The sequence below is a fragment of the Pseudomonas sp. NY15356 genome (genome assembly GCF_048068175.1).
GTDB classification, from domain to species: Bacteria; Pseudomonadota; Gammaproteobacteria; order Pseudomonadales; family Pseudomonadaceae; genus Aquipseudomonas; species Aquipseudomonas putida_K.
Map to the genome: position 1 here is coordinate 298,012 of NZ_JBLUPW010000001.1, position 17,661 is coordinate 315,672.

Below are 17,661 nucleotides of genomic sequence, written 5' to 3' on the forward strand. Positions count from 1 at the left end.
ACTTACTCCTTGTGATAGGCGGTGACGCGCTCGACCTCTTCCTTCGAGCCCAGGATCACCGACACACGCTGGTGCAGGCTCTCGGGCTGAATGTCGAGGATACGATCGTAACCGTTGGTGGATGCGCCGCCGGCCTGCTCGATGATGAACGACATCGGGTTGGCTTCGTACATCAGGCGCAGCTTGCCCGGCTTGCTGGGTTCGCGGGCGTCACGTGGGTACATGAACAGGCCGCCACGGGTGAGGATGCGGTGCACATCGGCCACCATCGAGGCAATCCAGCGCATGTTGTAGTTCTTCTTCAGCGGGCCGGTCTCGCCAGCCAGCAGTTCGCCCACGTAGCGCTGCACCGGGGCTTCCCAGTGACGCTGGTTGGACATGTTGATGGCGAATTCGGCGGTGCTTTCCGGCACGCGGATGTTCTCGTGGGTCAGGACGAAGCTGCCCAGCTCGCGGTCCAGGGTGAAGCCCTTGACGCCGTTGCCCAGGGTCAGGATCAGCATGGTCTGCGGGCCGTAGATGGCGTAGCCGGCGGCGACCTGCTGGGTGCCCGGCTGGAGGAACGCCTTCTCGTTCAGGGTTTCGTTCTGGCTCAGGTATTCGTTGGGGCAGCGCAGTACCGAGAAGATGGTACCGACCGAGACGTTGACATCGATGTTCGACGAGCCGTCCAGCGGGTCGAAGACCAGCAGGTAGGCGCCCTTGGGGTACTTGCCCGGGATCTGGTAGGCGTTGTCCATTTCCTCGGACGCCATGCCGGCCAGGTGGCCACCCCACTCGTTGGCCTCGAGCAGGATGTCGTTGGAAATCACATCGAGCTTCTTCTGCACTTCGCCCTGCACGTTTTCGGTGCCCATGCTGCCCAGTACGCCGCCCAGGGCCCCTTTGGACACGTGGTGGCTGATTTCCTTGCACGCACGCGCCACCACTTCGATCAGGAAGCGCAGATCGGCAGGGGTATTGTTGCTGCGGGTCTGCTCAATCAGATAGCGACTCAGGGTAACGCGGGACATGTATGGCTCCGAAATGGAAAGGGGGAGAAAAACCCCCGCAGTTTACAGGGAGAGTTGCAGGCTAGCGAGCGATGAGACTCGACTGGTCGTTCAGACGGCACAATAGGTCGGTAGTTCAGCGCCCGCCAGGCCGGCGGTCGGAGCACGCGGCCATTCGCGGGTAAACCCGCTCCCACAGGTTTATCGCAGGCTTCGGGAGCTGAGCGGGCCTGTGGGAGCGGGTTTACCCGCGAATGGCTTCACCTCAGTCCAGCGCCTTCCAGATCTCGCTGGCATACTCGCGAATGGTCCGGTCCGACGAGAACCAGCCCATCCGCGCAGTGTTGAGCACCGCCATGCGCCACCAGCTCTGGGGCTGGTGCCACAGCGCCTCGACCCGTCGCTGGGCCTCCCAGTAGGCATCGAAATCAGCACACACCAGGAACCGGTCATGGGCCACCAGCGCATCCACAAGGCCCGTGTAGCGCGCCGGGTCGTCGGGTGAAAAGACGCCGCTGCGGATCGCCTCGAGCACATCGCCCAGGCGGTTCGACGCTGCGATCGCAGCGCCGGCACCGAAGTCCCCAGCACGTTTGCGTGCCTCCACTTGCTGGGCCGTGAGGCCGAAGATGAACATGTTCTCGGTACCGACCTGCTCGCTCATCTCGACGTTGGCGCCATCGAGGGTGCCGATGGTCAGTGCGCCGTTGAGGCCGAACTTCATGTTGCTGGTGCCAGAGGCTTCGTAGCCGGCGGTGGAGATCTGCTCGGACAGGTCCGCCGCCGGGATGATGCTCTCGGCCAGGCTGACGTTGTAGTTGGGCAGGAACACCACCTTGAGCAGGCCGCGCACGGTCGGGTCGTTGTTGACCACCCGGGCGATGTCGTTGGCCAGCTTGATGATCAGCTTGGCCTGGTGATAGCTGGCCGCGGCCTTGCCGGCAAAGATCTTCACCCGTGGCACCCAGTCGATGCCCGGCTCGGCGCGCATGGCCTGGTACAGGGCCACGGTATGCAGCAGGTTGAGCAGTTGGCGCTTGTATTCGTGGATCCGCTTGACCTGCACGTCGAACAGCGCCTCGGGGTTGACCGTCACCCCGACCCGGTCCTGGATGATGCTGGCCAGGGCGCGCTTGCTGTGCAGGCGCTGTGCGGCGAACTGCTTGCGGAAGGTGGTCTTGTCGGCGAACGGTACCAGCGCCTTCAGCTGCCCCTCGGGGTCGTCCAGCACCTGCTCGCCCAATGCCTCCACCAGCATGGCGGTGAGCTGCGGGTTAGCCTGGTACAGCCAGCGGCGGAAGGTGATGCCGTTGGTCTTGTTGTTGATCCGTTGCGGGTAGAGCTTGTGCAGCTCGGCGAAGACCGTGCTGCGCATCAGCTTGCTGTGCAGGGCCGACACCCCGTTGACGCTGTGCGAACCGAGGAACGCCAGGTTGCCCATGCGTACCCGCCGGCCGTTGTCCTCCTCGATCAGCGACACCGCGCGCAGCACGTCGAAGTCATGTAGGCCTTTGGCCCGCAACGCATCGATGTGGTGGGCGTTGATCAGGTAGATGATCTGCATGTGACGCGGCAGCATGCGCTCCATCAGCGCCACCGGCCAGGTTTCCAGGGCCTCGGGCAGCAGGGTGTGGTTGGTGTAGGCCAAGGTCCCGACCGTCAGTTCCCAGGCGGTGTCCCAGGGGATTTCATGCTGGTCGACCAACAGCCGCATCAATTCGGCCACGGCGATCGAGGGGTGGGTGTCGTTGAGCTGGATGGCCGCCGCATCCGGCAGGTTGAGCAGGTTGTCATGCATGTTCAGGTGTCGGCGCAGCAGGTCCTGCAACGATGCCGAGACGAAGAAGTATTCCTGGCGCAGGCGCAGCTCCTGGCCGGCCTCGGTGCTGTCGGCCGGGTAGAGTACCCGCGAAATGCTCTCGGCCCGTGCCACCTCGGCGACCGCGCCGAGGTGATCGCCAGCGTTGAAGCGCTCCAGGTGCAGCTCTTCCATGGCCCGGGCACGCCACAGGCGCAGGGTGTTGACGCTCGCCCCGCGCCAGCCGACCACCGGGGTGTCATAGGCCACCGCCCGCACCGTCTCGCCCGGCCACCAGACCTGGCGCGGATGGCCATGGGTGTCGTACACGGTCTCGACGCTGCCGCCAAAGCTGATCGGGTAGATCACCTCGGCGCGCTCGAACTCCCACGGGTTACCGAAGTCCAGCCAGTTCTCGGTCTGCTCCTGTTGCCAGCCATCGACCATGGCCTGGCGGAACAGGCCGTGTTCGTAGCGGATGCCATAGCCATGGGCGGCGATGCCCAGGGTCGACATGCTCTCCATGAAGCACGCCGCCAGGCGACCGAGGCCGCCGTTGCCCAGCGCGGCGTCCGGCTCCAGCAGGCGGATGCGTTCCAGGTCCACGTCCAGCCCCACCAAGGCTTCGCGGGCGATCTCCAGCAGGCCCAGATTGCTGAGGCTGTCGTAGAGCAGGCGGCCGATGAGAAATTCCAGGGAGAGGTAGTAGACCCGCTTCTGGCTGCGCCGGTAGGCCTGACGGGTGTGGTCCATCCAATGGTCGACCATGTGATCGCGGGCAGCCAGGGCGATGGCTTCGAACCAGTCGTGGTCGAAGGCATGCTCCGGATCCTTGCCGACCGCGTAGGTCAGCTTGGCCAGTACAGCGGCGCGGAACTCGGCCACCTCTGCGTCACGAGCTTTGGGTTCCTGGGACATGCGGCATCCTCGGGCAAGTTGACGAAAGCACAGGTTGTTCAGCCTAGACGCTTCGACACAGAGCGTCAGCGAGGGTTCGAGGTTTTCATGTCCGCTCGGCGATTCGGGCAAAAGGTTGTTCACAAATTGAACAACTCCGGTATCATCGCGCGCCCCGCAAACCGTGATATACCCCAAGAAAATGAAACCGACCCTGATCGCCGCCGCCGAAGTCGACCGCCTGGAAACCTGGCAACGCTATGCCAGCCACATGTGCGGAGGCTGCCACTCGACCTGTTGCACACTGCCGGTGGAAGTGAAGATCAAGGACCTGATCCGCATCGGCGTGGTGGACGAGTTCGAAAAAGACGAGCCACCGAAGCACATCGCCAAGCGCCTGCAGAAAGACGGCATCATCGAGCGCTTCAACCAGAAGTCGGGGATCTTCACCCTGACGCGCATGAGCAACGACGATTGCCTGTATCTGGATCGCAAGAGCCGCTTGTGCACCATCTATGACAAGCGGCCCGACACCTGCCGCAACCACCCCAAGGTCGGGCCGCGACCGGGGTATTGTGCGTACAAGCCCAAGGTGGTCGGGCGCTGAGCCTGTTTCAGTCGAGAATTCGGGGCCGCTTCGCGCCCCTTTCGCGGCACAAGGCCGCTCCTACAGGAGATCATGCCCCCGTGTAGGAGCGGCCTTGCGCCGCGAAAGGGCCGCAAAGCGGCCCCCCCAACTTTCTTGAAGACAAACGAAAACGCCCCCGGCCTTTCGACCGGGGGCGTTTTTCGTTTCAGCTCAGGCTAAATGAATCAAGCCTTGGCTTTCTTGGCAGCGCGGGTACGCTCGCCTTCGTCGAGGATCTTCTTGCGCAGACGGATCGACTTCGGCGTGACTTCGCACAGCTCGTCGTCCTGGATGAATTCCAGGGCCTGTTCGAGGGTGTGGCGAACCGGCGGAACCAGGGCGATGACTTCGTCCTTGCCCGAAGCACGCATGTTGTCGAGCTTCTTGCCTTTGGTCGGGTTCACGCCCAGGTCGTTGTCACGGCTGTTCAGGCCGATGATCTGACCGTTGTAGATGTCCTGGCCATGCTCGATGAACAGCTTGCCGCGAGCCTGCAGGGTTTCCAGCGAGTAGGTCAGGGCCTTGCCGGTCTCGATCGACACCAGCACACCGTTCAGACGGCCCGACATGGTGCCTGGCTTCATGGTGTCGTAGCGATCGAAGATCGAGGTCAGGATGCCCGCACCGTTGGTCAGGGTCAGGAACTGGTTACGGAAACCGATCAGGCCACGGGCCGGAACGTTGTACTCCAGACGCACGCGGCCCTTGCCATCCGGCGCCATGTTGGTCAGGTCGCCCTTACGCAGGCCCATCTCTTCCATGACCTTGCCCTGGGATTCTTCAGGGATGTCGATGGTGACGTTCTCGAACGGCTCCTGCTTGACGCCGTCGACTTCGCGAATGATCACTTCAGGACGGCCTACGGCCATTTCGAAGCCTTCGCGACGCATGGTTTCGATCAGCACCGACAAGTGCAGCTCACCGCGGCCAGACACCTTGAACTTGTCAGCCGAGTCGCCTTCTTCGACGCGCAGGGCAACGTTGTACAGCAGCTCTTTGTCCAGACGCTCCTTGATGTTGCGGCTGGTGACGAACTTGCCTTCCTTGCCGCAGAACGGCGAGTCGTTGACCTGGAAGGTCATCGAAACGGTCGGCTCGTCGACGGTCAGCGGCTTCATCGCTTCGACGTGGTTCATATCGCACAGGGTGTCGGAAATGAACAGCTCGTCGAAGCCGCTGATGCAGACGATGTCGCCCGCGGTGGCTTCTTCGACGTCGACGCGGTGCAGGCCGTGGTGGCCCATCAGCTTGAGAATACGGCCGTTGCGCTTCTTGCCTTCGGTGTCGATGGCGACGACCGGAGTGTTCGGCTTGACGCGGCCACGGGCGATACGGCCAACACCGATGACGCCCAGGAAGCTGTTGTAGTCCAGCGCAGAGATCTGCATCTGGAACGGGCCGTCGACGTCAACGGTCGGAGCGGGCACGTGGTCGACGATGGCCTGGTACAGCGGGGTCATGTCTTCGGCCATGTTGGTGTGGTCCAGGCCGGCGATGCCGTTCAGGGCCGAGGCGTAGACGACCTGGAAGTCCAGTTGGTCGTCGGTGGCGCCGAGGTTGTCGAACAGGTCGAAGATCTGGTCCAGAACCCAGTCAGGACGTGCGCCCGGGCGGTCAACCTTGTTGATCACGACGATCGGCTTGAGGCCGGCTTCGAAGGCCTTCTTGGTCACGAAGCGGGTTTGCGGCATCGGGCCGTCCTGGGCGTCGACCAGCAGCAGCACGGAGTCGACCATGGACATCACGCGCTCTACTTCACCACCGAAGTCGGCGTGACCGGGGGTGTCGACGATGTTGATGCGGTAGTCGTTCCAGCGGATGGCGGTGTTCTTCGCCAGGATGGTAATGCCACGCTCCTTTTCCTGGTCGTTGGAGTCCATCACGCGCTCGTCGTTGAGCTCGTTACGCTCCAGGGTGCCGGACTGGCGCAAAAGTTTGTCGACCAGGGTGGTTTTGCCATGGTCAACGTGGGCGATGATGGCGATGTTACGCAGATTTTCGATCACAACTGTATCTCGATCAGAGGATTCGGTTGCCGCCAGTGTAGGCGGCGAATATGTAAGTTTGCGGCTCAGCGGGCCCGGTGGTCGGGAGGGCGATGGCGGATGCTGCCGCCATACAGCCCTGGGGTCTTATGTCGGACGATAAACACGCACATTGGCATGTCCCTCACTGAGCAGGTGGTGTGCGTGCAGGCGGCTCATCACACCCTTGTCGCAATACAGCAGGTACTGGCGGTTGGCATCCAGGTGCTTGAACTTGCTGTTAATGGCATAGAACGGCATGGCCTGGACTTCGACGCCTTCGATCACCAGGGGTTCGTCTTCCTGGGCATCGGGGTGACGGATGTCGAGAACGATCTGGCCCGGCAACGCCTCGGCCACTTCCTCGACCTCGACGTCCTTGCCCAGCTCGTCGATCACGTGGTCGATGGAGATGAACTTGGCGCGCTCCATGGCGCGCTCGAGGACCGCCATGTCGAACTGCTTCTCTTCGTGCTCCATGCGGTGGCGCTTGGCATGGGTGGTCGGGTTCACCGAAATCACGCCGCAGTATTCAGGCATGTGCTTGGCGAACTCGGCGGTACCGATCTGGTAGGCGGTGTCGATGATGTCCTGCTTGTGGCTGGCCAGCAGCGGGCGCAGCACCAGCTTGTCGGTGGCCGAGTCGATGATCGACAGGTTCGGCAGGGTCTGGCTGGACACCTGGGAAATCGCCTCGCCGGTGACCAGGGCCTCGATCTCCAGGCGATCGGCCATGCGCGCCGCGGCGCGCAGCATCATGCGCTTGAGGGTCACGCCCATGTAGCTGTTGTCGACCTTGTTGAGGATCTCACCCACCACTTCCTCGAAAGGCACGCTGATGAACAGCACGCGCTGGCTGCTGCCGAACTTCTTCCACAGGTAGTGGGCCACTTCCATCACGCCCAGTTCGTGGGCACGGCCACCGAGGTTGAAGAAGCAGAAGTGGGTCATCAGGCCGCGACGCATCATCTGGTAGGCAGCGACGGTGGAATCGAAGCCGCCGGACATCAACACCAGGGTCTGCTCCAGGGCGCCCAGCGGGTAACCGCCGATGCCCTGGTGCTGGTTGTGGATCACGTACAGGCGCTGGTCGCGGATCTCGATGCGCACCAGGACTTCCGGGGCCTTGAGGTCGATGCCGGTGGCGCCGCACTGCTGGCGCAGCTGGCTGCCGACGTAGCGATCGACATCCATCGAGGTGAAGTCATGGTGCCCGCCCCGCTTGCAACGCACAGCGAAGCGCTTGCCGGCCAGCAGGTGGCCAAAATGGTGCTTGCACTTCTCGACGATATCGTCGAAGTCACCCAGCGGGTATTCCTCGACCTGCAGGAAGTGGGTGATACCCGGGGTGCAGGTCAGGCGCTCGATCATTTCGCGCTGGATCTTCTCGTCCTCGACGCGGGTAACCACCTCGAGATTGTCCCAGACACCATCGACCACGAGCTCCGGATCCAGGTCCTTGAGCACGACGCGGATGTTCTTGCCGAGCTGGCGGATGAAACGCTTGCGCACCGGCCGGCTCTTGATGGTGATCTCTGGGAAGACTTTGACGATAAGTTTCATTGGTTTAACAGCGCGCGCAGGGCCTGCCGAAAATGAGGGGCGCGAATTATAGCGGAAATAGCTCAAGGTTTGAGCAACTTTTGATCAGGACATGGATTTATGTTGCCTGTGCGGGCCTCATCGCGGGACAAGCCCGCTCCCACCGAGAGCCCGTTGTGCGCAACTCCCTGTAGGAGCGGGCTTGTCCCGCGATGGGGCGCACATGATCACCATCGCACCACAATGGTGCGCTGCTTCAAAAAAACGCATCTTATGGGTGCATTTTCAAAGGTACCCTTTAGGCAAAATGCCCGCCAACGCCCCCTTTTATCCCATCCTCGCCATTTTCGAGCACTGGCATGCAAATTGCTCTCTTGTGAGGCAGGTAAGCTTGGCCGACTATCCGCGCCCGGCGACACCCTTTTTCCAGGGCAGCGGCCCACCGCGCCCTAGACCATCCGGAGGACAACATGTCGAAGTCGGTTCAACTCATCAAAGATCATGACGTCAAGTGGATTGATCTGCGTTTCACGGACACCAAAGGCAAACAGCACCACGTCACCATGCCCGCTCGCGATGCGCTGGAAGACGACTTCTTCGAAGCCGGCAAGATGTTCGACGGCTCGTCGATCGAAGGCTGGAAAGGTATCGAAGCCTCCGACATGATCCTGATGCCGGACGACGCGTCCGCCGTCCTGGACCCGTTCACCGAAGAACCGACCCTGATCCTGGTCTGCGACGTGGTCGAGCCGTCCACCATGCAAGGCTACGACCGTGACCCACGCGCCATCGCCAAGCGCGCCGAGGAATACCTCAAGACCACCGGCATCGGCGACACCGTGTTCGTCGGCCCGGAGCCTGAGTTCTTCATCTTCGACCAGGTCAAGTTCAAGTCCGACATCTCGGGCTCCATGTTCAAGATCTACTCCGAACAGGGCTCTTGGATGACCGACCAGGACGTCGAAGGCGGCAACAAGGGCCACCGCCCTGCTGTCAAAGGCGGCTACTTCCCGGTTCCGCCGTGCGACCACGACCACGAAATCCGTACTGCCATGTGCAACGCCATGGAAGAAATGGGCCTGGTCATCGAAGTTCACCACCACGAAGTGGCCACCGCCGGCCAGAACGAAATCGGTGTGAAGTTCAACACCCTGGTCACCAAGGCTGACGAAGTCCAGACCCTGAAATACTGCGTGCACAACGTGGCTGACGCCTACGGCAAGACCGCCACCTTCATGCCCAAGCCGCTGTACGGCGACAACGGCTCGGGCATGCACGTCCACATGTCGATCTCCAAGGACGGCAAGAACACCTTCTCCGGCGAAGGCTATGCCGGCCTGTCCGATACCGCCCTGTACTTCATCGGCGGCATCATCAAGCACGGCAAGGCCCTGAACGGCTTCACCAACCCGGCCACCAACTCCTACAAGCGTCTGGTGCCTGGCTTCGAAGCCCCGGTCATGCTGGCCTACTCGGCCCGTAACCGTTCGGCCTCGATCCGTATCCCGTACGTTTCCAGCCCGAAAGCCCGCCGTATCGAAGCGCGCTTCCCGGACCCGGCTGCCAACCCGTACCTGTGCTTCGCCGCCCTGCTGATGGCCGGCCTGGACGGTATCCAGAACAAGATCCACCCAGGCGATGCCGCCGACAAGAACCTGTACGACCTGCCGCCTGAAGAGGCCAAGGAAATCCCGCAGGTCTGCGGCAGCCTGAAGGAAGCCCTGGAAGAACTGGACAAGGGCCGTGCGTTCCTGACCAAGGGCGGCGTGTTCTCCGACGACTTCATCGATGCCTACATCGAGCTGAAGTCCGAAGAAGAGATCAAGGTCCGCACCTTCGTCCACCCGCTGGAATACGACCTGTACTACAGCGTCTGATTCCAGACCTGTACGATCCGGTGTAACGAAAGGCCTCCTCTGGAGGCCTTTTTCATTCCAGACAATGCCTACAGCATTCTCCGTCCAGCCATCGCAGGCTCAGAGCTTCGTCTTCCAGATGGAGCCTCTTCATGCCACGCACTGCCCGCCTTGCCCTCGCCGCCTCGATACTCCAGGGATTCCCGAGGCCACGCCTGCGCCGCTCTGTCCTGAGCAGATTTGAGCGTTTTCTTCGCGCCAACCTTGGAGAGGAACCGATGCCCATACGCATGCTCACCTTCCTGGTGCTCGCCACGACCCTGCTTGGCTGCGCCACACCCGACAACCGCAACATCGCGCTGGTTCGCCTCTTGGACAGCATGGAACAGCGCCTGGAGCTGGCCGAAGCCGTTGCCCTCCACAAGTGGGACCAGCGCCAGCCGGTACAGGCTCCGCAGCGCGAACGAGAGGTTCTGGCCAACGTGCGCCAGGCGGCACCTGACTATCGCCTGAGCCCAACGCGCGCCGAAGCGTTCTTCGCCGACCAGATCGAAGCCAACAAGCTGCTGCAATACCACTACCTCAACACATGGCACCAACAACGCCATGCGCCCGAGACCCCGCGCCGCGACCTTGCCAGCGAAATTCGCCCACAGCTCGACAACCTGCAGAACCAGCTGCTCCTGGACCTGGCGCGTTTCGACCAACAACGCACGCCATTGTGTGCCGGGCAACTGGCCGATGCCCTGGCCCAGCGCCCGACGAACAGTCCCCGCCACCTCGCCTTGGTCCGCGCCACCGCGCAGCTGTGCGAGCGCAGCTGAACGCCCTATGCTCTATATTGGTGCATCGCGATGCCCTGCGCCCCGCGATGCATCCCAATAAAGGTCACAAGAAACGATAAACCAGGGCTTTTTGTCCTGCTTTCGCACAATTCCAGGCCTTTATCCGGAAAATCCGCTTCTTTTCGGAGCCTTGGTTTGTTTCTTGCATTTTCCTTTGCACCGAGAGGATCACCCGCGCGCGCCCTAGCCCAGCCGGGCCCACCCACGAGCCAACCACGCGCCCAAACGAGGTCCAAGACGCCATGACCATCAGCGATGCACAGCACCGGCTGCTCCTGGACAACCTGACCACGGCCACGCTTCTGCTCAATGCCGAGTTGCGCCTGGAGTACATGAATCCGGCGGCGGAAATGCTGCTGGCGGTCAGCGGGCAGCGCAGCCATGGGCAATTCATCAGCGAGCTGTTCACCGAATCGACCGAGGCGCTCAACTCCCTGCGTCAAGCCGTGGAACAGGCGCACCCGTTCACCAAGCGCGAAGCCCAGCTCACTTCCCTGACCGGGCAGACCATCACCGTCGACTATGCCGTCACCCCCATCCTGCACCAGGGCCAGACCTTGCTGCTGCTGGAGGTCCACCCCCGCGACCGACTGCTGCGCATCACCAAGGAAGAAGCCCAGCTGAGCAAGCAGGAGACCACCAAGCTGTTGGTACGTGGCCTGGCCCACGAGATCAAGAATCCTCTGGGGGGGATCCGTGGCGCGGCGCAATTGCTGTCACGCGAGCTGCCCCATGACGACCTGCGCGACTACACCAACGTGATCATCGAGGAGGCCGACCGCCTGCGAAACCTGGTCGACCGCATGCTCGGCTCGAACAAGCTGCCGTCGCTGGGCATGACCAACGTGCATGAGGTGTTGGAGCGGGTCTGTAGCCTGGTGGAGGCCGAGAGCCAAGGCGGCATCACATTGGTGCGCGACTACGACCCGAGCCTGCCGGACGTGCTGATCGACCGCGAACAGATGATCCAGGCCGTGCTCAATATCGTGCGCAACGCCATGCAGGCGATCGCCGGGCAGAACGAACTGCGCCTGGGCCGCATTACCCTGCGCAGCCGCGCCGTGCGCCAGTTCACCATCGGCCACATTCGTCATCGCCTGGTCGCACGGATCGAAATCATCGACAACGGCCCGGGTATTCCCGCCGAACTGCAGGACACCCTCTTCTACCCGATGGTCAGCGGGCGCCCGGACGGCACCGGCCTGGGCCTGGCCATCACCCAGAACATCATCAGCCAGCACCAGGGCCTGATCGAATGTGACAGCCACCCTGGCCATACCACTTTCTCGATCTTCCTGCCCCTGGAACAAGGAGCCACCGCCTCATGAGCCGAAGTGAAACCGTCTGGATCGTCGACGATGACCGCTCCATCCGCTGGGTCCTGGAAAAAGCCCTGCAACAGGAAGGCATGACCACCCAGAGCTTCGACAGCGCCGACGGAGTCATGGGCCGCCTGGCCCGGCAGCAACCGGACGTGATCATTTCCGATATACGTATGCCCGGCACCAGCGGCCTGGACCTGCTCGCACAGATCCGCGAACAGCACCCGCGCCTGCCGGTCATCATCATGACTGCCCATTCCGACCTGGACAGCGCCGTGGCGTCCTACCAGGGCGGCGCCTTCGAATACCTGCCCAAGCCCTTCGATGTGGACGAAGCCGTCGCACTGGTCAAGCGCGCCAACCAGCATGCCCAGGAGCAACAGGCGCTCGACGTGCCGACAAGCCTGGCCCGCACGCCGGAGATCATCGGCGAGGCCCCGGCGATGCAGGAGGTGTTCCGCGCCATCGGCCGGCTCAGCCATTCCAATATCACCGTGCTGATCAATGGTGAGTCCGGCACCGGCAAGGAGCTGGTGGCCCATGCGCTGCACCGTCACAGCCCGCGCGCGGCCTCGCCGTTCATCGCGCTGAACATGGCGGCGATCCCCAAGGACCTGATGGAGTCCGAACTGTTCGGCCACGAGAAAGGCGCCTTCACCGGCGCGGCCAATCTGCGCCGCGGCCGCTTCGAACAGGCCGACGGGGGCACGCTGTTCCTCGACGAGATCGGCGACATGCCTGCCGACACCCAGACCCGCCTGCTGCGGGTGCTGGCCGATGGCGAGTTCTACCGGGTTGGCGGGCATGTGCCGGTCAAGGTGGACGTGCGCATCATCGCCGCGACACACCAGAATCTCGAATCGCTGGTGCAGGCCGGCAAGTTCCGCGAGGATCTGTTCCACCGCCTGAACGTGATCCGCATCCATATCCCGCGCCTGGCAGACCGGCGCGAGGACATTCCCGCCCTGGCGCGTCACTTCCTTGGCCGGGCGGCCAAGGAGCTGGCAGTGGAACCCAAGCTGCTCAAGCCGGAAACCGAGGAATTCATGCGCAACCTGCCCTGGCCGGGCAACGTGCGCCAGTTGGAGAACACCTGCCGCTGGATCACCGTCATGGCCTCCAGCCGCGAGGTGTTGATCGGCGACCTGCCACCGGAGCTGCTCAACCTACCGCACGATGCGGCGCCGGTGACCAACTGGGAACAAGCCCTGCGCCAATGGGCCGACCAGGCCCTGACACGCGGCCAGTCGAACCTGCTCGACAGCGCCGTGCCCAGCTTCGAACGCATCATGATCGAGACCGCCCTCAAGCACACCGCCGGGCGCCGGCGCGATGCGGCGCTGCTGCTAGGGTGGGGGCGCAATACCTTGACGCGCAAGATCAAGGAACTGGGCATGCGGGTCGATGGCGGGGATGAAGAAGACGGCGACGACCACTGACGCAATCGCGGGGCAAGCCCGCTCTCACAGGAGGCCGCCGCCCTCGACACCGCGCCCCCCTTGTAGGAGCGGGCTTGCCCCGCGATTGCGTCTGCAAGGGCAACACCTCAAGCCGCCTCTTGCACCGATCCGGTGCCCACCGCACTGCCCAAAGGCACAAAAACTACCGGAGGTCCCGCCAGAACCGTGCTAAACCCAGCATTCACGGGCTTTTGCAGAACTGGCACGGCACCTGCAATACACCAGGTACCTCCAGTTTTGGGGACCTCGGTACAGGCAGGCCGGGATATCCCCTCTTTTATTCGTGCAGTTTCACCTGCACCCGCCAGCGCCCAGCGTCCTCTGCACCGGCCCATTCGCCCTGTAGAGGACGCGCGGCAACCACGGTCAATAGCAGCCCCTCTTCGCTCTGGCGCAACCGCCAAGCCGCAGGCTTGCCCTGGACTTGCATCTGGCCGCGCTGCTCCCGCCCCTGGGCCTGGAAGACCAGCGCTACCGTGCCCTCCACGTTCTCACCATGCAGCCTGGGCTCGTCATCGAACCACAGCGCCAAGCCGTCCGGCACCACATCCACCTGTTCCAGTACCCGCTCCTCAGGCGCGGTCAAGCGACCAATCATCAGGCCCACCATCAAGCCGACGATGGCCAACGACAACAGTACACGTGGCCAGGCCTTCGAACGCAGGTCGGGTTCGAGGGTAGAATGCTCGTCATCATTACGCCTGGAGCCGTGCATGTTTCACGTCATCCTCTTTCAACCAGAGATTCCGCCGAATACCGGCAACATCATCCGCCTGTGCGCCAACAGCGGCTGCGACCTGCACCTGATCGAGCCGCTGGGCTTCGAGCTGGACGACAAGCGCCTGCGCCGGGCAGGGTTGGATTACCACGAGTATGCCACGCTCAAGCGCCACCAGAGCTTGGCCGATTGCCTGGAAAGCCTCGGCCAGCCGCGGTTGTTCGCCTTCACCACCAAGGGCTCGCACCCCTTCCATGAAGTGGCGTACCAACCGGGCGACGCCTTCCTGTTCGGCCCTGAGAGTCGCGGGCTGCCCGCCGAGGTGCTGGACAGCCTGCCCGCGCAGCAGCGCCTGCGCCTGCCGATGCGACCAGGGTGCCGTAGCCTGAACCTGTCCAATACCGTGGCGGTGACGGTGTACGAGGCATGGCGCCAGCAGGGGTTTGCCTGACAGGCGCTGAATCTTTCACGACGAACACCTGGCAGCCCTGACACATCCTCAAAACGCCCCCATAAAAAAGCGCCCCGAGGGGCGCTTTCTTCACACCGGCGGAATCACTGCACGGTCGGCGCTTCGCCAGCTTCCTGCATACGCTGCATCTCTTGCGCGTACAGGGCGTCGAAGTTGACCGGCGACAGCATCAGGGCCGGGAACGAACCACGGGTCACCAGACTGTCGAGGGTCTCGCGGGCGTACGGGAACAGGATGTTCGGGCAGAACGCGCCGAGGGTGTGGCTCATGGAAGCAGCGTCGAGGTTCTTGATCAGGAAGATACCAGCCTGCTGCACTTCGGCGATGAACGCCACTTCCTCACCGTTCTTGACGGTCACCGACAGGGTCAGCACCACTTCGTGGAAATCGCTTTCCAGGGCCTTCTGGCGGGTGTTCAGGTCCAGCGAGACGCTCGGCTCCCACTGCTGGCGGAAGATCTGTGGGCTCTTCGGCGCTTCGAACGACAGGTCGCGCACGTAGATACGCTGCAGGGAGAATTGCGGGGAGTTGTCTTCGGCGGCGCCGTTGTTCTGCTGGTCTGTCATGGCAGATCCTTTTCCTAATGGTTATGTAAGGGGAAGTGCTCAGGCCTCGAGCAGGGCGTCGAGCTTGCCTGCGCGCTCCAGGGCGTAGAGGTCATCGCAACCGCCAACGTGGGTGGTGCCGATCCAGATCTGCGGCACCGAAGTGCGGCCGGCCTTCTGGCTCATCTCGGCGCGCACCTGGGGCTTGCCGTCGACCTTGATTTCCTCGAAGGCCACCCCCTTGCTCTCGAGCAGGTACTTGGCGCGCATGCAATAGGGGCAATAGTCGCTGGAGTAGACGATGACAGGCTTCATGATCACTTCACCAGGGGCAGGTTATCGGCTTTCCAGCTGGAAACGCCACCGCTGAGCTTGGCGGCAGTGTAACCAGCCTTGAGCAGCTCGCGGCAGATGGTGCCGGACTGCTGGCCCATGCTGTCCACCACGATCAGGGTCTTGCCCTTGTGCTTGTCCAGCTCGGCCATACGGTTGACCAGTTTGTCCTGCGGGATGTTCAAGGCGCCTACGATGTGGCCCGCCCCGTATTCCTTGGCCGGACGGATGTCGATCACCACGCCCTTGTCGGCGTTGACCAGGGCGGTCAGCTGGCCATTGCTCAGGCTCTGGCCGCCACGGCGGATCTCGTTGATGAGCAGCAAGACCAGGAGTACAACGAAGATCGCGACCAGGATGTAGTGGTTTGTCGCAAATTGGATCAGGTTAGCAACCATCTGAGGGTGTTCCACGCGATTGAAAATGCCGGCCAGTATACACAGCCCCCAAAGCCGGCCAAAGCCCGCCGGGCCCGCTGGGAAAACACCTACATCGGCAGCCTGTCGGAGCGATGGCCGGCCATCCGGAGGAAATTGGCCGCGCTTGGCCGAATTGCCCTAGAATGCGTGTCTTTATCATCTTGCAACCGTGAGTAGGATTGATGACAAGCACGCCAAAACCCTTGGTCCTGATTATCCTGGATGGTTTCGGGCACAGCGAAAGCCCCGAGTACAACGCCATCTTCGCCGCCAACACCCCGGTCTACGATCGCCTGCGGGCCAGCCAGCCCCATGGCCTGATCTCCGGTTCCGGCATGGATGTCGGGCTGCCCGACGGCCAGATGGGCAACTCCGAAGTCGGCCACATGAACCTCGGCGCAGGGCGTGTGGTGTATCAGGACTTCACCCGGGTGACCAAGGCCATCCGTGATGGCGAGTTCTTCCACAACCCAGTCCTGACCGGCGCGGTGGACAAGGCCGTAGGTGCCGGCAAGGCCGTGCATATCCTCGGTCTGCTCTCCGATGGCGGCGTGCACAGCCACCAGGACCACCTCATCGCCATGGCCGAGCTGGCCGCACAACGTGGCGCCGAAAAAATCTACCTGCACGCCTTCCTCGACGGCCGTGACACCCCGCCACGCAGCGCGCAGTCATCCATCGAGTTGCTCGATGCCACCTTCGCCAAGCTGGGCAAAGGCCGTATCGCCAGCCTCATCGGCCGCTACTACGCGATGGACCGGGACAACCGCTGGGACCGCGTCGCCGCCGCCTACAACCTGATCGTCGACAGCGTCGCCGACTACACCGCCGACTCGGCCGTGGCAGGCCTGGAAGCCGCCTACGCCCGCGATGAAAGCGACGAGTTCGTGAAAGCCACGCGCATCGGCGAAGCGGTGAAGGTCGAGGACGGCGATGCCGTGGTCTTCATGAACTTCCGCGCCGACCGCGCCCGCGAACTGTCCCGCGTGTTCGTCGAGCCCGACTTCAACGAGTTCCCCCGCGCCCGCCTGCCGAAACTGGCCGCCTACATCGGCCTGACCCAGTATTCGGCCAAGATCCCGGCCCCGGCCGCATTCGCCCCGGCCAGCCTGGACAACGTGCTCGGCGAATACTTGGCCAAGCACGGCAAGACCCAGCTGCGCATCGCCGAGACCGAGAAATACGCCCACGTCACATTCTTCTTCTCCGGCGGGCGCGAAGAGCCGTTCGAAGGCGAAGAGCGCATCCTGATCCCGTCGCCGAAGGTGGCCACCTACGACCTGCAGCCTGAGATGAGCGCACCGGAGGTCACCGACCGCATCGTCGAGGCCATCGAGCAGCAGCGCTACGACGTGATCGTGGTCAACTACGCCAACGGCGACATGGTCGGCCACACCGGCGTGTTCGAGGCGGCGGTCAAGGCCGTCGAGGCCCTGGATGGCTGCGTCGGCCGCATCGTCGAGGCGCTGGACAAGGTCGGCGGCGAAGCGTTGATCACTGCCGACCACGGTAACGTCGAGCAGATGGAAGACGCGTGCACCGGCCAGGCGCACACCGCCCACACCACAGAGCCTGTGCCGTTCATCTATGTCGGCAAGCGCGACCTCAAGGTTCGCGAAGGCGGCGTGCTGGCCGATGTGGCGCCGACCATGCTCAAGCTGCTGGGGCTGGAAAAACCCGCGGAAATGACCGGCACCTCGATTCTGGTCGACGCCTGAGCCATTGCCAGGGGCTGCAAGGCAGCCCCGCTGCACGGTTTCCAGACAAACGCCTCGCCACAAATACCGCGAGGCGTTTTTTTTGCGGGCAC

15 protein-coding genes are annotated in these 17,661 nt (G+C 62.9%); 7 read left to right on the top strand and 8 right to left on the bottom strand.

Annotated features, from left to right (window positions below):
* Window positions 1-2: 2 nt before the first annotated feature.
* A complete protein-coding gene (locus tag ACNFCI_RS01360) occupies window positions 3-1,013 on the bottom strand; it encodes a class 1 fructose-bisphosphatase (protein WP_051099541.1) in 1,011 nt (336 codons plus the stop codon).
* 244 nt (window positions 1,014-1,257) lie between these two features.
* A complete protein-coding gene (locus ACNFCI_RS01365) occupies window positions 1,258-3,708 on the bottom strand; it encodes a glycogen/starch/alpha-glucan phosphorylase (protein ID WP_368828848.1) in 2,451 nt (816 codons plus the stop codon).
* A 181-nt stretch (window positions 3,709-3,889) separates the two neighbouring features.
* Here ACNFCI_RS01365 and ACNFCI_RS01370 point away from each other — a divergent pair, with 181 nt between their 5' ends.
* Window positions 3,890-4,294 (top strand): YkgJ family cysteine cluster protein, encoded by a 405-nt coding sequence (locus ACNFCI_RS01370; RefSeq protein ID WP_084853946.1) that lies wholly within the window; start codon window positions 3,890-3,892, stop codon window positions 4,292-4,294.
* A 206-nt stretch (window positions 4,295-4,500) separates the two neighbouring features.
* Here ACNFCI_RS01370 and typA read toward each other — a convergent pair whose 3' ends face one another.
* Complete coding sequence (typA, locus tag ACNFCI_RS01375; RefSeq protein WP_368828847.1) at window positions 4,501-6,321, bottom strand: translational GTPase TypA; 1,821 nt, start codon at window positions 6,319-6,321, stop codon at window positions 4,501-4,503.
* 126 nt (window positions 6,322-6,447) lie between these two features.
* On the bottom strand, window positions 6,448-7,902 hold the full coding sequence (gene thiI / locus ACNFCI_RS01380; protein WP_324817549.1) for a tRNA uracil 4-sulfurtransferase ThiI: 1,455 nt from the start codon (window positions 7,900-7,902) through the stop codon (window positions 6,448-6,450).
* A 449-nt stretch (window positions 7,903-8,351) separates the two neighbouring features.
* Here thiI and glnA point away from each other — a divergent pair, with 449 nt between their 5' ends.
* From glnA to ntrC, 4 genes are all read left to right on the top strand, one after another.
* Window positions 8,352-9,758, top strand: coding sequence for a glutamate--ammonia ligase (gene glnA, locus ACNFCI_RS01385; RefSeq protein ID WP_084853940.1), 1,407 nt, complete (start codon window positions 8,352-8,354; stop codon window positions 9,756-9,758).
* A 257-nt stretch (window positions 9,759-10,015) separates the two neighbouring features.
* Window positions 10,016-10,561 carry a chorismate mutase gene (locus tag ACNFCI_RS01390; RefSeq protein WP_416767252.1) on the top strand — a complete coding sequence of 182 codons (546 nt, stop codon included), beginning with the start codon at window positions 10,016-10,018 and terminating at the stop codon, window positions 10,559-10,561.
* 263 nt (window positions 10,562-10,824) lie between these two features.
* Window positions 10,825-11,910 carry a nitrogen regulation protein NR(II) gene (gene glnL, locus ACNFCI_RS01395; RefSeq protein WP_416767254.1) on the top strand — a complete coding sequence of 362 codons (1,086 nt, stop codon included), beginning with the start codon at window positions 10,825-10,827 and terminating at the stop codon, window positions 11,908-11,910.
* Window positions 11,907-13,343 carry a nitrogen regulation protein NR(I) gene (gene ntrC, locus ACNFCI_RS01400; protein ID WP_416767256.1) on the top strand — a complete coding sequence of 479 codons (1,437 nt, stop codon included), beginning with the start codon at window positions 11,907-11,909 and terminating at the stop codon, window positions 13,341-13,343. Before glnL ends, ntrC begins: the two co-directional genes overlap by 4 nt.
* Window positions 13,344-13,641: 298 nt before the next feature.
* Here ntrC and ACNFCI_RS01405 read toward each other — a convergent pair whose 3' ends face one another.
* A complete protein-coding gene (locus ACNFCI_RS01405) occupies window positions 13,642-14,079 on the bottom strand; it encodes a hypothetical protein (RefSeq protein ID WP_416767257.1) in 438 nt (145 codons plus the stop codon).
* On the opposite strand from ACNFCI_RS01405, the gene trmL reads away from it, so the two are divergent.
* A complete protein-coding gene (gene trmL / locus ACNFCI_RS01410; protein ID WP_084853930.1) occupies window positions 14,078-14,533 on the top strand; it encodes a tRNA (uridine(34)/cytosine(34)/5-carboxymethylaminomethyluridine(34)-2'-O)-methyltransferase TrmL in 456 nt (151 codons plus the stop codon). The genes ACNFCI_RS01405 and trmL overlap by 2 nt on opposite strands.
* A gap of 104 nt (window positions 14,534-14,637) precedes the next feature.
* Here the strand turns inward: trmL and secB are convergent, their stop codons facing one another.
* From secB to ACNFCI_RS01425, 3 genes are read right to left on the bottom strand one after another with little or no spacing between them, the layout of a single operon-like run.
* The gene (secB, locus tag ACNFCI_RS01415; RefSeq protein WP_084853928.1) at window positions 14,638-15,120 is read right to left on the bottom strand and encodes a protein-export chaperone SecB; all 483 of its coding nucleotides are present in this window, start codon (window positions 15,118-15,120) and stop codon (window positions 14,638-14,640) included.
* A 39-nt stretch (window positions 15,121-15,159) separates the two neighbouring features.
* On the bottom strand, window positions 15,160-15,414 hold the full coding sequence (grxC, locus tag ACNFCI_RS01420; RefSeq protein ID WP_043212544.1) for a glutaredoxin 3: 255 nt from the start codon (window positions 15,412-15,414) through the stop codon (window positions 15,160-15,162).
* 2 nt (window positions 15,415-15,416) lie between these two features.
* Window positions 15,417-15,830: a rhodanese-like domain-containing protein gene (locus tag ACNFCI_RS01425; protein WP_224457204.1), complete on the bottom strand. Its 414-nt coding sequence runs from the start codon at window positions 15,828-15,830 to the stop codon at window positions 15,417-15,419.
* A 203-nt stretch (window positions 15,831-16,033) separates the two neighbouring features.
* Here ACNFCI_RS01425 and gpmI point away from each other — a divergent pair, with 203 nt between their 5' ends.
* Window positions 16,034-17,569: a 2,3-bisphosphoglycerate-independent phosphoglycerate mutase gene (gene gpmI / locus ACNFCI_RS01430; protein ID WP_084853924.1), complete on the top strand. Its 1,536-nt coding sequence runs from the start codon at window positions 16,034-16,036 to the stop codon at window positions 17,567-17,569.
* Window positions 17,570-17,661 lie beyond the last annotated feature (92 nt).